This window comes from Magnetospirillum molischianum DSM 120 (genome assembly GCF_000294655.1).
Lineage (GTDB): Bacteria > Pseudomonadota > Alphaproteobacteria > Rhodospirillales > Magnetospirillaceae > Phaeospirillum > Phaeospirillum molischianum.
Genome location: NZ_CAHP01000001.1, coordinates 18,291 through 35,232, shown reverse-complemented (window position 1 = coordinate 35,232; position 16,942 = coordinate 18,291). Strand labels below are relative to the sequence as shown.

Here is a 16,942-nt window from a genome sequence, read left to right as displayed (position 1 = left end):
ACCTCAATCGTAGAGATTAACTAGGAAGCCCGGCGAGGCCGGACATTGACTAACGCTGACCAGCTTTGTTGCCCTGGTCCCGCAACAGGGGGCCAAGGGCGATCAGCGCGGCGAGCAGCATCAGGATTTCGATAGTATAAACTACAGCGTAGCCGGTGGCCGGGTCGTTGAGGGCCGCACCCAGCGCGCCGGAGGCCGCCAGACTGGACACCCCATCCCGGGTCACCCCCCCCAGAGCAATCGCGATCCCGGCCGCAGAAGCCTGAACCGCCCCCCAGGCGCCCAGTGCCAACCCACTGTCGCCTTTCTTTGCCAGCCCCATCGAAGCCGACAGGGTCGAGGCAACAAACTGACCGGTTCCGAACCCGATCAGCACTGTCCCGAGAGCGAACAGCGCAACCGAATGAGTCGGGGCGGAAACGATCAGACTGATCAAAGCCGCCAAGCCCGAGAAAACTCCGATCTGGGCCAAGCGGTGAACGTTCATACCGGCGGCAAGCCCCCGCGCCACAACGAGATACCCGGCCAACCCGCCGATGGCGAGCAGGGCGGTCAGCGCCGTCGTGGCGGCTACCGGAAGATGCAGAACCTGACCGCCGAACGGTTCCAGCAGTACGTCCTGCATGCTGAAACCGACGGTCCCAACCCCAATGGCGACCAGCCGACGGGTCGCGTTGGGGTCCTGCATGAAATCTTTCCACGCGTCGCGGAAACGAGGCTCCGGGATCGCAGCTCTCGCGGCAGCGGACGTGGCGCGGTTGGGATCGCGCGGTTCCTGCTTCCACAGAGCGATGGAATTCAACAACATCGTGACGAAGGCTGCGCCTTGCACGACTTCAATCAAACGCTGCGGCGTGAAATCGGATAGCAGAATGCCGAACACGACGGCACTGACGACCATGCCAACCAGCAGCATTGAACACATCATCGCCACAACCCGAGGACGGCTCTCCTCCGGCGCCATGTCGGCGGCCAGGGCCAGACCAACGGTTTGGGCGGTATGCATCCCCGCGCCGACCAGAAGGAACGCGGCAGCGGCACCAATCTGCCCAACCACGTTCGGCCCCACCGAAGGCTCGGACAGCAGCAGCAAGGCGAACGGCATGATCGACAGACCGCCGAACTGCAACATCGTTCCCATCCAGATATAGGGAACGCGCCGCCAGCCGAGGGCAGAGCGGTGATGGTCTGACTTGAACCCGATGAACGTCCGGAACGGCGCGAGAATCAGCGGCAACGCCACCATCAGCGCCACCAGCCACGCCGGGACGCCGAGTTCGACGATCATCACCCGATTCAGGGTACCGATGACGAGAACGACCGCCATGCCGACCGTCAACTGGAACAGAGACAGACGAATCAGGCGACTAAGCGGAAGATCGGGCGTGCCAATATCGGCGAAGGGCAGGAATCGCGAGTCGATTCCCACCAACGAGCGCGCAATGCTGTTGGTAAGCCTCTTCATGACCGCCGCAGCTCCAGCGCCTGGGATTTATAAAACCCGGTCAGGATACGCCGGGTCCGCCCCGGACTCCAGCCCGCCAATTCGGATGTCGTGGCAATCGTTGCCAACAGCGCCTTCTCCTCAACCGGAACGATCGACGGACCGCGATCTCCGCGCGGGAAGAACTTGCCGGCCTGATGCATCAGCATCAGGAGCGGCGTGCGCGGAGCAAACGTGAACAACACGGCACGACGGGTCATCGCCGCAAGGGCGGCAACGACCTTAACCTTATCCGGTGTATCGTAATGGATGATCGAGTCCATCGCCACGGCATAGTCAAAGGTGCCGAGGGCGGGATCGAGCATATCTCCCGAGCGGAAGTCGATACTTCCCGGAGCCAGATCGTCCGGCATGCGTTCCTTGGCAACGCCGATCAGAGTCGGCGACAGATCGATCGCCACCACCTGAGCGCCACGCCGCGCCGCCTCGACGGCGAGCAGCCCGGTTCCACAGCCAGCGTCAAGCAAACGCATCCCAGTCATATCGGCGGGCAGCCAACTCATCAAGGTGCCGCGCATTTCTTCGCGCCCAGCGCGGACGGTGGCGCGAATTCGGCTGACAGGGCTGTCTGACGTTAGCTTGGCCCAAGCGTCGGCGGCGGTCCGGTCGAAGTAAGTGGCGAGCCAGCCCTTACGTTGTTGGTAATTGGCGGTCGGCATCAATTGAATCCCAACAGATCGAAGATTTCACGGTCCTTCAGAGACCGCGCGGCCTCCAATGGCTCGACCCCGGCCCACAATTGCGTGGCCAAACGCAAGTACTCCGTCTGAGCCGTCGCGACGTCGGGGTTGGACGGATCCAACTCGAACAGAGTTGCCTTTTGCAGACGACTTTTGCGGATCACATCGAGTTCGGGCATGTGAGCCAGACGCTTCATCCCGGCCAGATCGTTGAACTTGTCGATCTGATCGGTGGCGGCACTGCGGTTGGCGATCATGCCGCCCACCCGCACCGGATAATCGCGCGCTTTGGCCTGGATCGCCGCGATGATCCGATTCATCGCAAAGATCGAATCGAAATCATTGGCGGCAACGATCAGGGCGCGGTCGGCATAATGCAGCGGCGCGGCGAACCCGCCACAGACGACATCGCCCAGCACGTCAAACACCACGACATCGGTCTCGTCGAGAAGGTGATGTTCCTTCAGCAACTTGACGGTCTGACCGACAACATAGCCGCCACAGCCGGTGCCGGCAGGCGGCCCACCGGCTTCGACGCACATCACACCATTATACCCCTCGAACACGAAATCTTCGGTCCGCAGTTCCTCGGGGTGGTAATCGACCTCTTCGAGCACGTCGATGACCGTGGTGGTCAAACGCTTGGTCAGGGTGAAGGTCGAATCGTGCTTGGGGTCACAGCCGATCAGGAGGACCCGTTTGCCCAACTTCGAGAAGGCCACCGCCAAATTAGACGAAGTGGTCGATTTGCCGATGCCACCCTTACCATAGATCGTGAACACCTTGGCGGAGCCGATCTTGACGCGAGGGTCTGGCTTCACCTGCACGCTTCCATCTTCGTCGGGGCAGTGGCTCGGGCTGTCACAGCCGTCACCGGCGCCGTTTTCGGTTCTCATGCGGCAACCCCGACGTTAACGCCTTCAAGACGGTCTTCCAATTCGCGGCCGGCTTCCTGCAACACCTTCAACATGTCCTCATCCGGTGACCAGTAATTGCGTTCATGCGCCTCGATCAGACGGTTGGCGATCTTGGCCGACGCGGTTGGATTGAGCTTGGCCAAGCGCTCGCGCATCTCGGGATCGAGCATGTAGGTTTCGGTCAACTGCCGATAGACCCAAGGTGCCACTTCGCCGGTGGTCGCCGACCAGCCCAGGGTATTCGTAACCTGCGCTTCGATCTCGCGGACCCCCTCATAGCCGTGCGCCAGCAACGCCTCGTACCATTTCGGGTTCAGGGTACGGGTCCGGGTTTCGAGCGAGACCTGCTCGGCCAGAGTCCGCACGGTGCCTTCGCCGTGGGTCTGGTCGCCGATATAGGTCGCCGCCGAAGTGCCGCCGCGCGCCCGCTTCACCGCGCGGGTGATGCCGCCCAACGAGTCGAAATAGTGATCAACGGTGGTGACGCCGACTTCGACCGAATCAACGTTCTGATAGGTGACATCGACGCTGGCCAACAGCTTGTTGAGCACCGCGTCGTTGCGAGCCGGCTTACCGTTAACGCCAAAGGCAAATCCTTTGCGCTTCTGATAGGCGTCGGCCAGTTCGTCCTCGTCATCCCAGGCACCGGCTTCAACCAATTGGTTGACGTTGGCACCATAGGCACCATCCTCGTTACCGAAGACGCGAAGCGCCGCTTCGGTCATCTCGCATCCGGTCGACTCGATGATCGACAGCGCATGCTTGCGGACAAAATTCTGCTCGGGATCTTCGTCGGCGCTGGCTGCAAGCAACGCCGCCTCGGCCAGCATCCGGGTCTGCAACGGCAGCAGATCGCGGAAGATACCAGACAGAGTCAAGACCACATCGATGCGCGGACGTCCCAGCGTCTCCAACGGAATCAACTGAGCCCCGCACAGACGACCGTAGGAATCGTGGCGGGGTTCGGCACCCATCAGCCACAAGGCCTGGGCGATCGGACCGCCCTCGGTCTTCAGATTGTCGGTCCCCCACAGCACGATCGCCACCGTCTCGGGCACGCCGTGCCCATCGGCCTGATGGCGTGTAAGGATGCGTCCAGCCTGCCGCGCCCCGTCCTTGACCGCGAACGCGCTCGGGATGCGGAACGGATCGAAGCCATGCAGATTGCGGCCGGTCGGCAACACATCGGTGGTCCGCAGCAGATCACCACCCGGAGCCGGGCGGATATAGCGGCCGTCGAGCGCACTGAGAATCGCCGGGATTTCGTAATCGCGCGACAACAGATCATCGACACGAGCCCGGTTTTCCGGGTCGGTAATGCCAGCGGCATCAAGCATATCGGATCGTTCTTCCGGGGTTTCCGGTTCTCCAACGACATGCAACCCGTTTGGAATCAGGGTCAGTTCCAGTTCGAGCAACTCGTTATTGAGGGTCTCGACCGCTTTCTGACGGGCCTCGGGTTCCCACGCCGGTTCAAGCTGAGCCAGATCGACGGCGGCCGCCTGGGCCTGGATCAGATCGGCCAGAGACGCCCGCTGCTCAGGATCTGAATCCGGCTCCAGTTGGCGCCAACGATCGATCGAGGTCTTCAGATCCTGCAAACCACGATACAGACCGGAATGGGTGATCGGAGGAGTCAGGTAGCTGATCAGCGACGCCGCTGCCCGACGTTTGGCAATCGTGCCTTCAGACGGGTTGTTCGAGGCATACAGGTAAAAATTCGGCAAATCCGAGATCAACCGATCCGGCCAGCACGCCTCGGACAGACCGGATTGCTTGCCCGGCATGAATTCCAGCGCGCCGTGCGTGCCGAAATGCAGAACCGCATGGGCACCGAAGGACTCGCGAATCCAACGATAGAACGCGGAGAAGGCATGAGTCGGCGAGAACCCCTTCTCGAACAGAAGGCGCATCGGGTCGCCTTCGTAACCGAAGGCAGGCTGCACACCGACAAAGACATTGCCGAACTGCTGCCCCAGCACGAAAATGCTGGCACCATCGGACTGTTGACGCCCAGGAGCCGGCCCCCACTGCCCTTCGATTTCGGGCAGATAGCGCTCGTGACGAACGTGGTCCTCGGCCGAAATTCGCGCCGCGACATTGGCCGGAGTGCCATAGAGCGAAGTGTTGCCCAGCAGCAGCGAATCACGCAGCGCATCGGCAGAGTCAGGCACGTCAACCTGATAACCGGCCGCCTTCATCGCCTTCAGCGTATTGAACACCGACGGGAATACCGCCAGGAACGCGGCCGTACCGACCTTGCCGGCATTGGGCGGGAAGTTGAACAGGATCACCGCGACCTTGCGGTTGGCCCGCTCGGTCCGACGCAACGTCACCAGCTTGGCGACACGAGCGGCCAGAGTCTCGGCCCGTTCCTCATCGACCACCATCTCGCGACGCTTCTGTCCGTCGCTGGCGGCGGGACGGCCGCCGAAGGTCATCGGGCAGATCGCGCCGTCGAGTTCCGGAAGCGCGACCATCATCGTCGCTTCAATCGGCATCAGGCCGCGTGAATCCGCCCGCCACTGATCCAGAGTCTGGAATTCAACCGCATGGGCCGCGATATAGGGCACATCCAACTTAGACAACACTGTCTCGGCCGAATGGGCGTCGTTATAGGCCGGTCCACCAACCAACGAGAATCCGGTCAAAGACAACATCAGATCGATCGTCGGAACGCCGTCCTTGAAGAAGTACTGATCGATCGCCTCGCGCGGATCGAGTCCGCTGGCGAAAGCGACGATCACCTTCAGCCCCTTGGCTTCCAGCGCGGCAATCACACCGTCGTAATGAGCGGAATTACCAGCCAGGACGTAGGAACGCAGCACCAGAACGCCAACGGTGCCAGTCTCTCCGCCGATTTTGGGCAGATCGCTCAGATGCTCGACGATCCGGTTCTTGGCCTTGGGATGGTACAAGCCGACATCGGGATATTCGATCGGGTCCGCGACCTTGACCGAATGGGCAAGACCTTTGCGCGGACCGGCGGCATAGCGCTCGATCAGCAGACGAACCATGTTGGCGACGTTTTGGTCCGACCCGGCCAGCCAGTATTGCAGGCAAAGGAAATAGGCGCGGACATCCTGAGCGGTGCCGGGAATAAAGCGCATCAGCTTGGGCAGCTGACGCAACATCTTCATCTGGCCCTGACCGCTGGTGCCCTTGTTGCCGCTGTCGCCCTTCAGCTTCTTCAGCAGCGCCATCATACCCTTGGCTTCACCGTTCATGGTGAACTTGCCAAGCTTGGTAAGCTTCATCACCTCGCTGGCCGACAGGCAGCACAGCATCGCGTCACACGCATCGCGCCGGGCGGTCAACGCCGGCAGGACGGCCCGGATGTGCTCATCCAGGAACAGCATGCAGGAAACGACAATATCAGCCGTCTCGATATCGGCGATGCAGCTCGCGAGGGCCCCGGCATCGTTGCAATATTCGTCGGCCGAGTGCATCACCAGTTCAAGGGTGGGCACTTCCTGCCGCAACACCGCGCCAGCACGATCCACCGCAGCCGCAAGATGGCTGTCCATCGTCACGATGACGACGCGGATCGGCGTCGACTCAGCGCCCGACATTCGCTTTTGCATCATAAAGCGCCTCAACGGTAATTTGGGCCAAACCACGCTCGCGAGCGAACCGTTCGGTGTTGCGGCGAGCTTTACCGCGGACAAAGAACGGCACCTTGAGCAACTCTTTTTCCGCGTCCGCCGTCCAGACCGGGACGATATCGCCGGTAGCGGGAGCAGACGTGGAACCGGACGTGTCGGGGGCAACCGCCGGAGCGGCCGCGACGGCAACAGGATCGGCCGGACGTTCGGCCGCCTGGGCGGCACCGCGTCCGAGATGCGACGGCGCCGCCTCCTCGTGAAATTCGAAATCGTGCCGGAACATTGTCAGCAAATGTTCCTCCAGCCCCATCATCAGCGGATGAATCCAGGTGTCGAACAGCACGTTCGCGCCTTCGAACCCAAGCTGGGGCGCATAGCGCGCCGGAAAATCCTGAACATGGACCGGGGCCGAGATCACCGCACAGGGAACCCCCAGCCGCTTCGCGACATGGCGTTCCATCTGGGTTCCCAACACCAGATCGGGCTGGGCCTCGGCCACCTTGGCCTCAACTTCCAGATAATCGTCGGTGATCAGCGCCTCGACGCCGTACAGCTTCGCCGCCTCACGGACATCGCGGGCTTGCTCGCGGCTATAGGTCCCGAGGCCGACCACGGTAAAGCCCAGTTCCTTCACAGCAACCCGAGCCGCTCCCACCGCGTGGGTGGCGTCGCCGAACACGAACACCCGCTTGCCGGTCAGATAGTTCGAATCGACCGAACGCGAGTACCACGGCAAGCGAGACGGCAACGTCGCCAGGGCAGGAGCCGGATCAATTCCGGCCAGCGCGGCGACCTCCTTGATGAAGTCGATGGTCGCGCCGATCCCTAACGGAACGGTCGTCACGGCAGGCTGCCCGAACGAGCGCTTCAGCCACTCCGCCGCCGCCGAGGCGACTTCGGGATAGAGCACTACGTTGAAGTCGGCGTCGCCCAGACGGGCAAGATCGGCCGGGCTGGCCCCCAACGGCGCGGCGACATTGACATCAATCCCGATCCGGTCGAGCAGACGGGTGATCTCGGTAACATCGTCACGGTGGCGGAAACCAAGCGAGGTCGCCCCCAGCAGATTGCAACGGGGCCGCTGTCCGGGCGCACGGGGCGGGCGAGGCGTGCCGGGGGCGGGAACATTTGGTCCCGCCAAAGCACGGACCAACTGGTAGAAGGTCTCGTTCGCGCCCCAATTTTCCTTGCGCATGAACGCCGACAATTCGACCGGCACCACCGGAATCGGCAGATTCATCGCACGAGCGAGGCCGCCGGTATCGTCCTGAATCAGTTCAGCGGTGCAACTCGACCCCACCAACAGCGCCTGCGGCTTGTAGCGTTCGATCGCGTCACGAGCCGCCGTCTTGAACAACTCGCTGGTATTGGAGGCCAGTTCGCGGCCCTGGAAGCTGGTGTAAGTGACCGGAGGACGCTTTTGTCCACGCTCGATCATCGTGAACAACAGATCGGCATAGGAATCGCCCTGCGGCGCGTGCAGAACGAAATGAACGCCGGTCATTGCGGCGGCGACACGAATCGCGCCGATATGGGACGGCCCCTCGTAGGTCCAGAGGGTCAATTGCATGGCGCAAGCTCCACCAGCCGTGACCGACGCACCAAAGGCCTGGCGAAGAGCTCCGCCAGATCGCCAGCCTGATCATAGCCTTGGATCGGAGTAAAAAGAAGCTCGATCGACCACTTCGTGGCGATCCCCTCGGCTTCGAACGGATTGGCAAGTCCTAATCCGCACACCACCAGATCGGGATGATCGGCGCGACAGCGATCAAGCTGGCGTTCGAGATCCTGCCCTTCCGACAGCCGGGTGCCGCTCGGCAACAACGCCAATTCCGGCGCGATCAACTGACGGTTCAGATAGGGCGTACCGACCTCGGCCAGAGTCATTCCCAATTCCCGCGACAGGAAACGGGCCAGCGGAATCTCGATCTGCGAGTCCGGGAAGAAGAAGATCGTCTTGCCGCTCAATTCCTCGCGATAACGCTCAAGCGCCATTTTAGCGCGCGCCGCCGCCGGGGCGGTAACCGCCTCGAACCGCTCGGGCGCGACGCCGAACGCATCGGCAGCGGCCTTCAGCCACAAAGTGGTCCCTTCGGCACCCAACGGGAACGGTGCCGACACGCGGGTCGCCCCCCGAGATTCGAGGGCGCGGGCCGTGGTGGCAAGGAACGGATGCGCCAGCAGAATCACGGTATCCGGCCCGACCGGCGGCAAATCGTCGGAATTGCGCGGCGGGAAGAAACGGACTCGTTCGATCCCTAGCCCTTCAAGCAGGCGTTGAAGTTGCCCTTCGACTACCTCGGCCAACGAACCAACCACCAGCAAAGAGCGCCCCGCCCCGGCCTCGGCCGCAGGCAGATGCGGTACCAGAGCGGTAAGACAGGCATCCTCGCCCTGCGAGAAGGTGGTTTCCAACCCGCTGCCGGAGAAGTGAACAATCCGAACTCCGGTGCCAACGGTCCGCATCAGACGGTCGGCGGCCAGATCGAGATCAAGCTTGATCACTTCGGACGGACAGGAGCCGACCAGGAACAGCATACGGATATCGGGACGCCGTTCGAGCAGCCGGGTCACAATGCGGTCGAGTTCAGCGTTGGCGTCGGCACGGCCGGCCAGATCGCGTTCCTCAATGATCGCCGTGGCGAAACGCGGCTCGGCGAAAATCATCACGCCTGCAGCCGATTGAATCAAATGGGCACAGGTCCGCGACCCGACGACCAGAAAAAAGGCGTCCTGGATCTTACGATGCAACCACACGATCGGAGCAAGTCCGCAAAAAACCTCGCGCTGGCCGCGTTCGCGCAGCACGGCGCTATCGTCACACCCCATAGACTTGATCTCCACGGACGTCGCTGCTGGAAGAACGGTCATTGCGCGGACCCGCCCGTGCTGGCAGCTTCGGCCTCGGCCTGGAGCCGGGCGGCACGAAGCTTCAGCAGGAACTGGCCCGCATTGACGACGTAGGTGGCATAGGCGGCAAGCGCCACGTACATCTGCTGTTGGATGGTCAACGAACCAGTCAGCAGACCCCACAGATAGACCGTGTGAAGAGTCAGAACCAGGAAGCTGAACACATCTTCCCAGAAGAACGCACGAGCGAACAGATAGCAGCCGAACACCACCTTTTCCCAGATCGCTCCGGTAATCATAATGGTGTAGAGAATCAAGGTCTTGGCGACAATTGAAACGGTCGCGGCGGTCTCGCCCGATCCGGTGACGAGGTAGTTGATCACCAGCCCGAGACTGACCAGAAAGACAATGAATTGAACGGGAGCCAGAATCCCCTGAACCAGGGTCCAAGGCGTCTGATCGCGCCGAAGACGCTCTTCGGGCGTGTACAAGGGCGCGGGCGGTGCGGGTGGCGACGACTCGTGGCGAGCGTTGCTACGCCCCGCCACAGTTCCCCAAGGGCATCTGTCCATTGAATCGACCAAGTTGTAGACGAAATTAAGGCCTGACATCTTACCGACGTTCCCCCCAGCCGGAAGCATGACTCGGGATGCTATACGGTCGATCTGGGGGTGTCAACCAAGCGTTCCTGTCGGCCATTTCCGCCAAAGTCGGGCCATGACGCCCCTTTTCGACGCGGTGCAATTCGCCTTGCAAGCGGGCGATCTCCCCCCTTAAATTGGCCGCCCAGACCGCGCCGGGGGAGGCGCTGCCTGGATTGCAGAGTTAATTCCAAAGAGCGGGTGCTTGGCCCGCGTCTAATGGCGGCGCTTTGCCGGTGTCTGAGGGAGACAAGAGGGTCATGGATTTGGTGAAAGCGCGCACGACCATCGCCCCTGCGTTGGAACTGCTCAAGCCCATCACGTGGTTCCCGCCGATGTGGGCGTTCGGGTGCGGCGTGGTCTCCTCGGGCCAGTCGGTTATCGACAATTTCGGCTTCGTTGTCGCCGGCATCGCCCTGGCCGGTCCTCTGGTCTGCGGCACCAGTCAAGCCGTCAACGACTGGTTCGACCGTCACGTCGATGCCATCAACGAACCCAACCGCCCGATCCCATCGGGCCGACTGCCCGGTCAGACCGGGCTTTATATCGCAATCGGCTGGACCGCTCTTTCGGCGTTGGTCGCCCTGTATCTCGGTACGGTTGTGTTCGTCGCCGCCCTGGTTGGCCTCGCCCTCGCCTGGGCCTACAGCGCGCCGCCGTGGCGGCTGAAGGAGAACGGCTGGCACGGCAATCTGGCCTGCGCCGCCTGTTACGAGGGACTGCCCTGGATCACCGGCGCCGCCGTGATGACCGGCGGCCTCCCCGACTGGAAGGTGTTCGTGCTGGCCGCGCTCTATAGCGCCGGTGCCCACGGCATCATGACCCTGAACGATTTCAAGTCGGTCGAAGGCGACCGCCAGATGGGCGTCAACTCGCTGCCGGTGCTGCTTGGGCCGGACAAGGCCGGGGTGCTGGCCTGCAAGGTAATGGCTGCCCCCCAGGTGGCGGTGATCCTGTTGCTTCTGCTGTGGGGTCACTCCACCGCAGCCGCGATTATCACCCTGCTGCTGGCGATTCAGGGCGTGCTGATGGTTAAGTTGCTGAAGCGCCCGGCCGAGCTGGCTCCCTGGTACAACGCCACCGGCATCACCCTTTATGTGCTCGGCATGATGGTCAGCGCGATTGCGTTGAATGCGGGGGTGGCCCGGTGAGTTCCGGGGTGGCCCTCGGCTGGTTTGGCATTGCCCGTCTTGGGCTGATTCAGGCGTCCCTGGGGGCAATCGTCGTTCTCGCCACCTCGACCGTCAATCGCGTGATGGCGGTTGAGTTGGCTCTGCCTGCCCTGGTCCCCGGCATTCTGGTGGCGTGGCATTATGCCGTCCAGATCCTGCGCCCCCGCATGGGTTATGGCTCGGATCAGGGGGGCCGCCGCGCGCCCTGGATCATGGGCGGACAAGTGGTCCTCGCCTTTGGCGGAATCGCCGCCGCATTGGCGATTCCGCTCATTCAGACCTCGTTGAGCCTGGGTCTGGCAGTCTCATTCATCGGCTTCACCCTGGTCGGACTCGGCGCGGGCACCTCTGGAACCACGCTGCTGGTCCTGATGGCAAAGCGGGTTACGCCTGCCCTGCGTCCCGCCGCGGCAACGATCGTCTGGGTGATGATGATCGCCGGAATGGCGATCACCGCCGGAACCGTCAGCAAGCTGCTGGCTCCGTTCTCTGCGGAGCGGCTGATCGAGGTCACTGTCGGCGTCGGCGTCTTTGCGCTGGTGCTGACCGGACTGGCTTTGTGGGGCGTCGAAGGGCCGGTCTCGACCGACTCCGCCCCGCCGCCGGAAAAGCAACAGCAACCGTTTATGAAGGCACTGGCCGAAGTATGGTCGGAACCGCAGGCCCGCAGCCTGACTCTGTTCATCTTCGTGTCGATGCTGGCCTACAACGCCCAGGAACTGATCCTGGAGCCGTTCGCCGGTCACGTCTATGGCCGCACTGTCGGCGAAACGGCACGGATCACCGGAATGCAACATGGCGGAGCGTTGCTCGGCATGATCCTGGCCGGAACATTGTGCACCATTCTGGCACGCCGTTGGGCCGGAACGATGCGCGCCTCGACGATGATCGGCTGCGTCGGCTCGGGAGTGATGTTGCTGGTCCTGGCCGGATCGGGCTTTGTCGCACCGGACTGGCCGCTTGACCTGACCGTGTTCATCCTGGGCGTCGCCAATGGCGCGTTCGCCGTCTCGGCAATCAGCTCAATGATGTCGATGGTCGGTCACGGCACGAAATCGCGCGAAGGAACCCGGATGGGGATCTGGGGGGCCGCCCAGGCCGTTGCCTTCGCCTTGGGCGGATTGGTGGCGACCGCATCGAGCGATCTGGCCCGCTGGCTTCTGGGATCGCCCGCCGCCGCTTATGCCGCGGTGTTCGCGATGGAAGCCCTGTTATTCGTTGTCGCCGCCTGGTTGGCGGTGAGTGTGTTCCAGTCCCGGCCGCGCCAAGACGAGGCCGAGGGACCGGTCGGCGGTTAAGCCGAAAAACCAATCGGGGGGAAAGACGATGACCGACCTTAAGACTTTCGACGCCGTAGTGGTTGGCGGTGGACCGGCCGGAGCGACCGCCGCGACCCATCTGGCCCGGCGGGGCTTTTCTGTTCTGCTGCTGGACCGCGCCGGACGAATCAAGCCCTGCGGTGGTGCGGTGCCTCCGCGACTGATGGCTGAATTCGAGATTCCCGACAGCCTGCTCGTGGCGAGAATCACCAAGGCGCGAATGATCGCCCCCTCGAACCAGCACGTCGATATTCCGATCGAAGGTGGCTATGTCGGCATGGTCAACCGCTCGACCTTCGACGAATGGCTGCGCGAGCGCGCCCGCACCGCCGGAGCCGAGCGCCGCACCGGCACCTTCGAGACGTTCGAGCGCGATGAAAACGGTGTCGCCGTGATCCGTTACAAGGATGCCGAGGGCAACCCGGCGGCGGTCAAGGCCCGTGCCGTGATCGGTGCCGACGGCGCCCAATCCGCTATTGGTCATCAGGCGGTTCCCGGTGCCGACAAGCTGAAATTCGTCTTCGCCTATCACGAATTTGTCCGCACCCCGACCCAACCCCCGGCCAATTATGAAGCCGATCGCTGCGACGTCTATTATCAGGGACCGCTGTCGCCGGACTTCTATGCCTGGGTGTTCCCGCATGGCGATACCGTCAGCATCGGCACCGGCACCGCGTTGAAGGGCTTCTCGATGCGGCAGGCGGTAACCGACCTGCGCAAGACCATCGGTCTGGACAGCGCCGAGACCTTGCGCCAGGAAGGCGCGCCGATCCCGATGGAACCGCTGAAGGTCTGGGACAATGGCCGCGACGTGTTGCTGGCGGGCGATGCCGCCGGCGTGGTCGCCCCGGCTTCGGGCGAAGGCATCTATTACGCAATGGTCGGCGGCCGTCTGGCCGGTGAATCGGTGGCCGAATTCCTGATCACCGGAAAATCCAAGGCTTTGGCCGGAGCCCGCCGCCGCTTCATGAAGGCGCACGGTAACGTGTTCCGTGTCCTCGGGGTGATGCAGCGCTTCTGGTATAGCAACGACAACCGCCGCGAACGCTTCGTCAGCATCTGCCGCGACCAGGACGTCCAGCAACTGACCTTCGACGCCTACATGAACAAGGAGCTGGTCAAGGCCAAGCCGCTGGCTCATGTCCGCATCTTCCTGAAAAACATTGCCCACCTCACCGGCCTGATCAAAGCCTAAAAAGATCGGAGACCCGTCAGTGACTTTTGAGCACAGTCAGAATACGAACCGGGACGGCGACAACCGCCCCCATGCCGTCGTCATCGGCAGCGGCTACGGCGGCTTGGCCGCCGCCATCCGTCTGGGAGCGCGTGGCTATCGCGTCACCGTTCTGGAGCGTCTCGATGCGGCCGGAGGACGCGGTTACGTTTTCCGTCAGGACGGGTTCACTTTCGATGCCGGTCCGACCATCGTCACCGCACCGTTCCTGTTCGAGGAACTGTGGTCGCTGTGCGGCAAGAAAATGTCGGATGACATCGACCTCCGGCTGATGGATCCGTTCTACCGTATTCGGTTCGACGATGGCCGTACCTTCGATTATTGCGGCGACCGCGACCGGATACGGGCCGAGGTGGCAAAGTTCTGCCCCGCCGACCTGCCCGGCTATGACCGGTTCATGAAGGCCAGTGAGGGCGTGTTCCGGGTTGGCTTCGAGAAGCTGTCCTCGATGCCATTCTCATCGATCATCGACATGGTGAAGGTGGCGCCCGCGATGGCGATCCACCGCTCTTACCGCAGCGTGTTCCAATTCGCCTCCGAATATCTTTCGGACGAGGCTCTGCGGATCGTCTTCAGCTTCCATCCGCTGCTGATCGGCGGCAATCCCTACTCGGTGACCTCGGTCTACAGCCTGATTTCGTTCCTGGAACAGCGTTGGGGCGTCCATTTCGCGATGGGCGGAACCGGCGCTTTGGTCCAGGGACTGGTCGGTCTGATCGAGGGGCAAGGGAATAAGATCCGCTATAAATCTCCCGTCGCCCGCATCCTGGCCGAACATGGCCGCGCCGTCGGCGTCCGGCTTGAATCCGGCGAAGTCATCGACGCCGACATCGTTGTCTCGAACGCCGATGCCGCCACCACCTACAACACATTGCTGGCCGACGAACCGCGTTTCCGCTGGACCGATTCGCGAATCGAAAAAAGTGTCAGCTCGATGAGTGCATTCGTGTGGTACTTTGGCACTCGGAAGCGGTATGAGGATGTCGCTCACCACACCATCCTTCTCGGGCCGCGCTATCGCGGTCTGCTGCACGACATCTTCGACAAGAAAATTCTGGCCGAGGATTTCAGCCTGTACCTTTATCGCCCCACGGCAACCGACCCGTCGATGGCCCCGAAAGGCTGCGATTCGTTCTATGTCCTGTCGCCGGTTCCTAACCTGGAGGGCGATACCGACTGGACGACCGAGGCCGAACCTTATCGCAAGCGGATTGCCGCCTACCTTAGCCGTACCGTGCTGCCCGACCTGGAAGCCAATGTCGTGTCCTCGCGGATGACGACGCCGCTCGACTTCCAGAACCGGCTACAATCGTTCCGTGGCGCCGCGTTCGGCATGCAGCCGATCTTGCTGCAAAGCGCGTGGTTCCGTCCCAACAACCGCAGCGAAGAACTCGACCGGCTGTATCTGGTCGGTGCCGGAACTCATCCCGGCGCCGGACTTCCGGGCGTGCTGTCTTCCGCTCAGGTCATTGACAGGCTGGTGCCCGATGCCAACGCCCTCATCTAACCAAACCGCCTCGTCTGCGGCCGATTTCGCCGAATGCCGCGCCCTGATGAAAGGCGGGTCGAAGTCATTCTTCGCCGCCTCTCTTCTGCTCCCCAATTCGGTGTGCAAGCCGGCAACCGCGTTGTACGCTTTTTGCCGTCTCGCCGATGACGCCATCGACGAAGGCGGCGGAATCGACGCGCTCGAAGGGCTGCTCGACCGCCTCGACCGCATCTATGCGGGCAATCCGGCCCCCATCGCCGCCGACCGCGAGTTTGCTCAGGTTGTCGCTTTTTATGGCATCCCCAAAACCCTGCCCGCCGCCCTGATCGAGGGCTTCGAGTGGGACGGATTGGGGCGTCGGTACGAAACCCTGTCCGAACTCAACGCTTATGCCACCCGCGTTGCGGGGACCGTCGGTGCGATGATGACGATGCTGATGGGGGTACGCGCCCCCGAAGCGGTCGCACGGGCCTGCGATCTCGGCATCGCGATGCAATTCACCAACATCGCCCGCGACGTTGGTGAGGACGCCCGCAAGGGTCGCATCTATCTGCCGCTCTCCTGGATGCGCGAAGAAGGGATCGATCCCGACGAGTGGCTGAAGAACCCCAAATTCGACAAGGCTTTGGGCCGCGTGGTCAAGCGCTTGTTGAAGGCCGCCGACGAGCTTTACGACCGCTCGGAAGCGGGCGTGGACGCCCTGCCCGCCGCCTGCCGGGGTGCGATCCACGCCGCTCGCTATTTGTATGCCGAGATCGGCCACAAAGTCAGACGTCGTGGCTATGATTCGGTGTCGGGCCGCGCGGTGGTGCCGCTTTATCACAAGCTCTGGCTGCTGGTGACCAAGATCGTCCTCAGCGATTTCATTCCGACCCGCAAGATGGTCGCCCCGCCGGTCGAGGAAGCCCGCTTCCTGGTTGATGCTGTTGCTGCGATCCCCGACTGGCCGGAAGCCTCACGCGGCAAGATCCGCCCGCCGATCCGGTGGTGGAGCTTCACCGACCGCGCCATCTGGGTGCTTGACCTGTTCGAACAGTTGGAACGCCGCGATCAACTTCAGCGGCGATAGAACATGCCCGCCCCGTCCCCTCCGTGACAGAGAGGACGGGGCGCCGCAGACAGTGGGCGTCACGCCCGCATCCCCATATTTGGTATAGTACGACCAGATCACGCGCAGACCGGCATCGGTAGGCGTGGCGATCAGCGCCGATTGTACGGCTTAGAACCCGCCGGTCGCCGATGGCATCAGCGGCAAGCCGCAGACAGGACAGGTCGCCGCAGCCAGCAGCGCCTGACGCTCGGCCGGGTCATTTACGCCCTTCTCAGCCAGCATCTGGTCCATATCACGCAGAAAGCCTTCATGCTCGGCGATCCGTTTGCAGGCGTAATTCGCGCCATCGTCGGAGCAATCGATTTGCTTCAGCGCCGCCGCCTCGCGCCCGCCAACGGCAACGCCAAGCCCGGCCAAGGCGGTAACCCGAAGAAAATGACGGCGATCCATGGCCGGAGCCTCCCTTACCCAGAACGGATT

The 16,942-nt window shown here is 62.6% G+C and carries 13 protein-coding genes; 5 read left to right on the top strand and 8 right to left on the bottom strand.

Annotated features, from left to right (window positions below; genetic code table 11):
* Positions 1-49: 49 nt before the first annotated feature.
* From PHAMO_RS00150 to bchF, 7 genes are read right to left on the bottom strand one after another with little or no spacing between them, the layout of a single operon-like run.
* Positions 50-1,465: a BCD family MFS transporter gene (locus PHAMO_RS00150; RefSeq protein WP_002725187.1), complete on the bottom strand. Its 1,416-nt coding sequence runs from the start codon at positions 1,463-1,465 to the stop codon at positions 50-52.
* On the bottom strand, positions 1,462-2,163 hold the full coding sequence (gene bchM / locus PHAMO_RS00145; RefSeq protein WP_002725186.1) for a magnesium protoporphyrin IX methyltransferase: 702 nt from the start codon (positions 2,161-2,163) through the stop codon (positions 1,462-1,464). The genes PHAMO_RS00150 and bchM overlap by 4 nt, the downstream gene beginning before the upstream one ends.
* Entirely contained in the window at positions 2,163-3,080 is a 918-nt protein-coding gene (bchL, locus tag PHAMO_RS00140; protein ID WP_002725185.1) for a ferredoxin:protochlorophyllide reductase (ATP-dependent) iron-sulfur ATP-binding protein, read from the bottom strand. The genes bchM and bchL overlap by 1 nt, the downstream gene beginning before the upstream one ends.
* Positions 3,077-6,673 carry a magnesium chelatase subunit H gene (locus PHAMO_RS00135; RefSeq protein ID WP_235720756.1) on the bottom strand — a complete coding sequence of 1,199 codons (3,597 nt, stop codon included), beginning with the start codon at positions 6,671-6,673 and terminating at the stop codon, positions 3,077-3,079. The genes bchL and PHAMO_RS00135 overlap by 4 nt, the downstream gene beginning before the upstream one ends.
* Complete coding sequence (gene bchB, locus PHAMO_RS00130) at positions 6,660-8,276, bottom strand: ferredoxin:protochlorophyllide reductase (ATP-dependent) subunit B (RefSeq protein WP_002725183.1); 1,617 nt, start codon at positions 8,274-8,276, stop codon at positions 6,660-6,662. Before bchB ends, PHAMO_RS00135 begins: the two co-directional genes overlap by 14 nt.
* Positions 8,267-9,577: a ferredoxin:protochlorophyllide reductase (ATP-dependent) subunit N gene (locus tag PHAMO_RS00125; protein WP_002725182.1), complete on the bottom strand. Its 1,311-nt coding sequence runs from the start codon at positions 9,575-9,577 to the stop codon at positions 8,267-8,269. Before PHAMO_RS00125 ends, bchB begins: the two co-directional genes overlap by 10 nt.
* A complete protein-coding gene (gene bchF / locus PHAMO_RS00120) occupies positions 9,574-10,167 on the bottom strand; it encodes a 2-vinyl bacteriochlorophyllide hydratase (protein WP_081504419.1) in 594 nt (197 codons plus the stop codon). The genes PHAMO_RS00125 and bchF overlap by 4 nt, the downstream gene beginning before the upstream one ends.
* A gap of 290 nt (positions 10,168-10,457) precedes the next feature.
* Between bchF and chlG the strand changes: the two genes are divergently transcribed.
* Genes chlG through PHAMO_RS00095 form a run of 5 tightly spaced genes read left to right on the top strand, consistent with a single transcriptional unit; the run spans position 10,458 to position 16,480 of the window.
* The gene (gene chlG / locus PHAMO_RS00115) at positions 10,458-11,348 is read left to right on the top strand and encodes a chlorophyll synthase ChlG (RefSeq protein ID WP_002725180.1); all 891 of its coding nucleotides are present in this window, start codon (positions 10,458-10,460) and stop codon (positions 11,346-11,348) included.
* Entirely contained in the window at positions 11,345-12,667 is a 1,323-nt protein-coding gene (locus PHAMO_RS00110) for a BCD family MFS transporter (protein ID WP_002725179.1), read from the top strand. Before chlG ends, PHAMO_RS00110 begins: the two co-directional genes overlap by 4 nt.
* Before the next feature lie 28 nt (positions 12,668-12,695).
* Entirely contained in the window at positions 12,696-13,883 is a 1,188-nt protein-coding gene (locus PHAMO_RS00105; RefSeq protein ID WP_002725177.1) for a geranylgeranyl diphosphate reductase, read from the top strand.
* Between the two features lie 19 nt (positions 13,884-13,902).
* A complete protein-coding gene (locus PHAMO_RS00100) occupies positions 13,903-15,429 on the top strand; it encodes a phytoene desaturase (protein ID WP_002725175.1) in 1,527 nt (508 codons plus the stop codon).
* On the top strand, positions 15,410-16,480 hold the full coding sequence (locus tag PHAMO_RS00095; RefSeq protein ID WP_002725173.1) for a phytoene/squalene synthase family protein: 1,071 nt from the start codon (positions 15,410-15,412) through the stop codon (positions 16,478-16,480). Before PHAMO_RS00100 ends, PHAMO_RS00095 begins: the two co-directional genes overlap by 20 nt.
* A gap of 150 nt (positions 16,481-16,630) precedes the next feature.
* On the opposite strand, the gene PHAMO_RS00090 is transcribed toward PHAMO_RS00095, so the two are convergent.
* Positions 16,631-16,912, bottom strand: coding sequence for a hypothetical protein (locus tag PHAMO_RS00090; protein ID WP_002725171.1), 282 nt, complete (start codon positions 16,910-16,912; stop codon positions 16,631-16,633).
* Between the last annotated feature and the right edge of the window lie 30 nt (positions 16,913-16,942).

What these genes read in the sequence shown, in the direction of transcription:
- PHAMO_RS00150 (WP_002725187.1), bottom strand. Translation starts at nt 1,465, where the DNA reads ATGAAGAGGCTTACCAACAGCATTGCGCGCTCGTTGGTGGGAATCGAC.
- bchM (WP_002725186.1), bottom strand. Translation starts at nt 2,163, where the DNA reads ATGCCGACCGCCAATTACCAACAACGTAAGGGCTGGCTCGCCACTTAC.
- bchL (WP_002725185.1), bottom strand. Translation starts at nt 3,080, where the DNA reads ATGAGAACCGAAAACGGCGCCGGTGACGGCTGTGACAGCCCGAGCCAC.
- PHAMO_RS00135 (WP_235720756.1), bottom strand. Translation starts at nt 6,673, where the DNA reads ATGTCGGGCGCTGAGTCGACGCCGATCCGCGTCGTCATCGTGACGATG.
- bchB (WP_002725183.1), bottom strand. Translation starts at nt 8,276, where the DNA reads ATGCAATTGACCCTCTGGACCTACGAGGGGCCGTCCCATATCGGCGCG.
- PHAMO_RS00125 (WP_002725182.1), bottom strand. Translation starts at nt 9,577, where the DNA reads ATGACCGTTCTTCCAGCAGCGACGTCCGTGGAGATCAAGTCTATGGGG.
- bchF (WP_081504419.1), bottom strand. Translation starts at nt 10,167, where the DNA reads ATGTCAGGCCTTAATTTCGTCTACAACTTGGTCGATTCAATGGACAGA.
- chlG (WP_002725180.1), top strand. Translation starts at nt 10,458, where the DNA reads ATGGATTTGGTGAAAGCGCGCACGACCATCGCCCCTGCGTTGGAACTG.
- PHAMO_RS00105 (WP_002725177.1), top strand. Translation starts at nt 12,696, where the DNA reads ATGACCGACCTTAAGACTTTCGACGCCGTAGTGGTTGGCGGTGGACCG.
- PHAMO_RS00095 (WP_002725173.1), top strand. Translation starts at nt 15,410, where the DNA reads ATGCCAACGCCCTCATCTAACCAAACCGCCTCGTCTGCGGCCGATTTC.
- PHAMO_RS00090 (WP_002725171.1), bottom strand. Translation starts at nt 16,912, where the DNA reads ATGGATCGCCGTCATTTTCTTCGGGTTACCGCCTTGGCCGGGCTTGGC.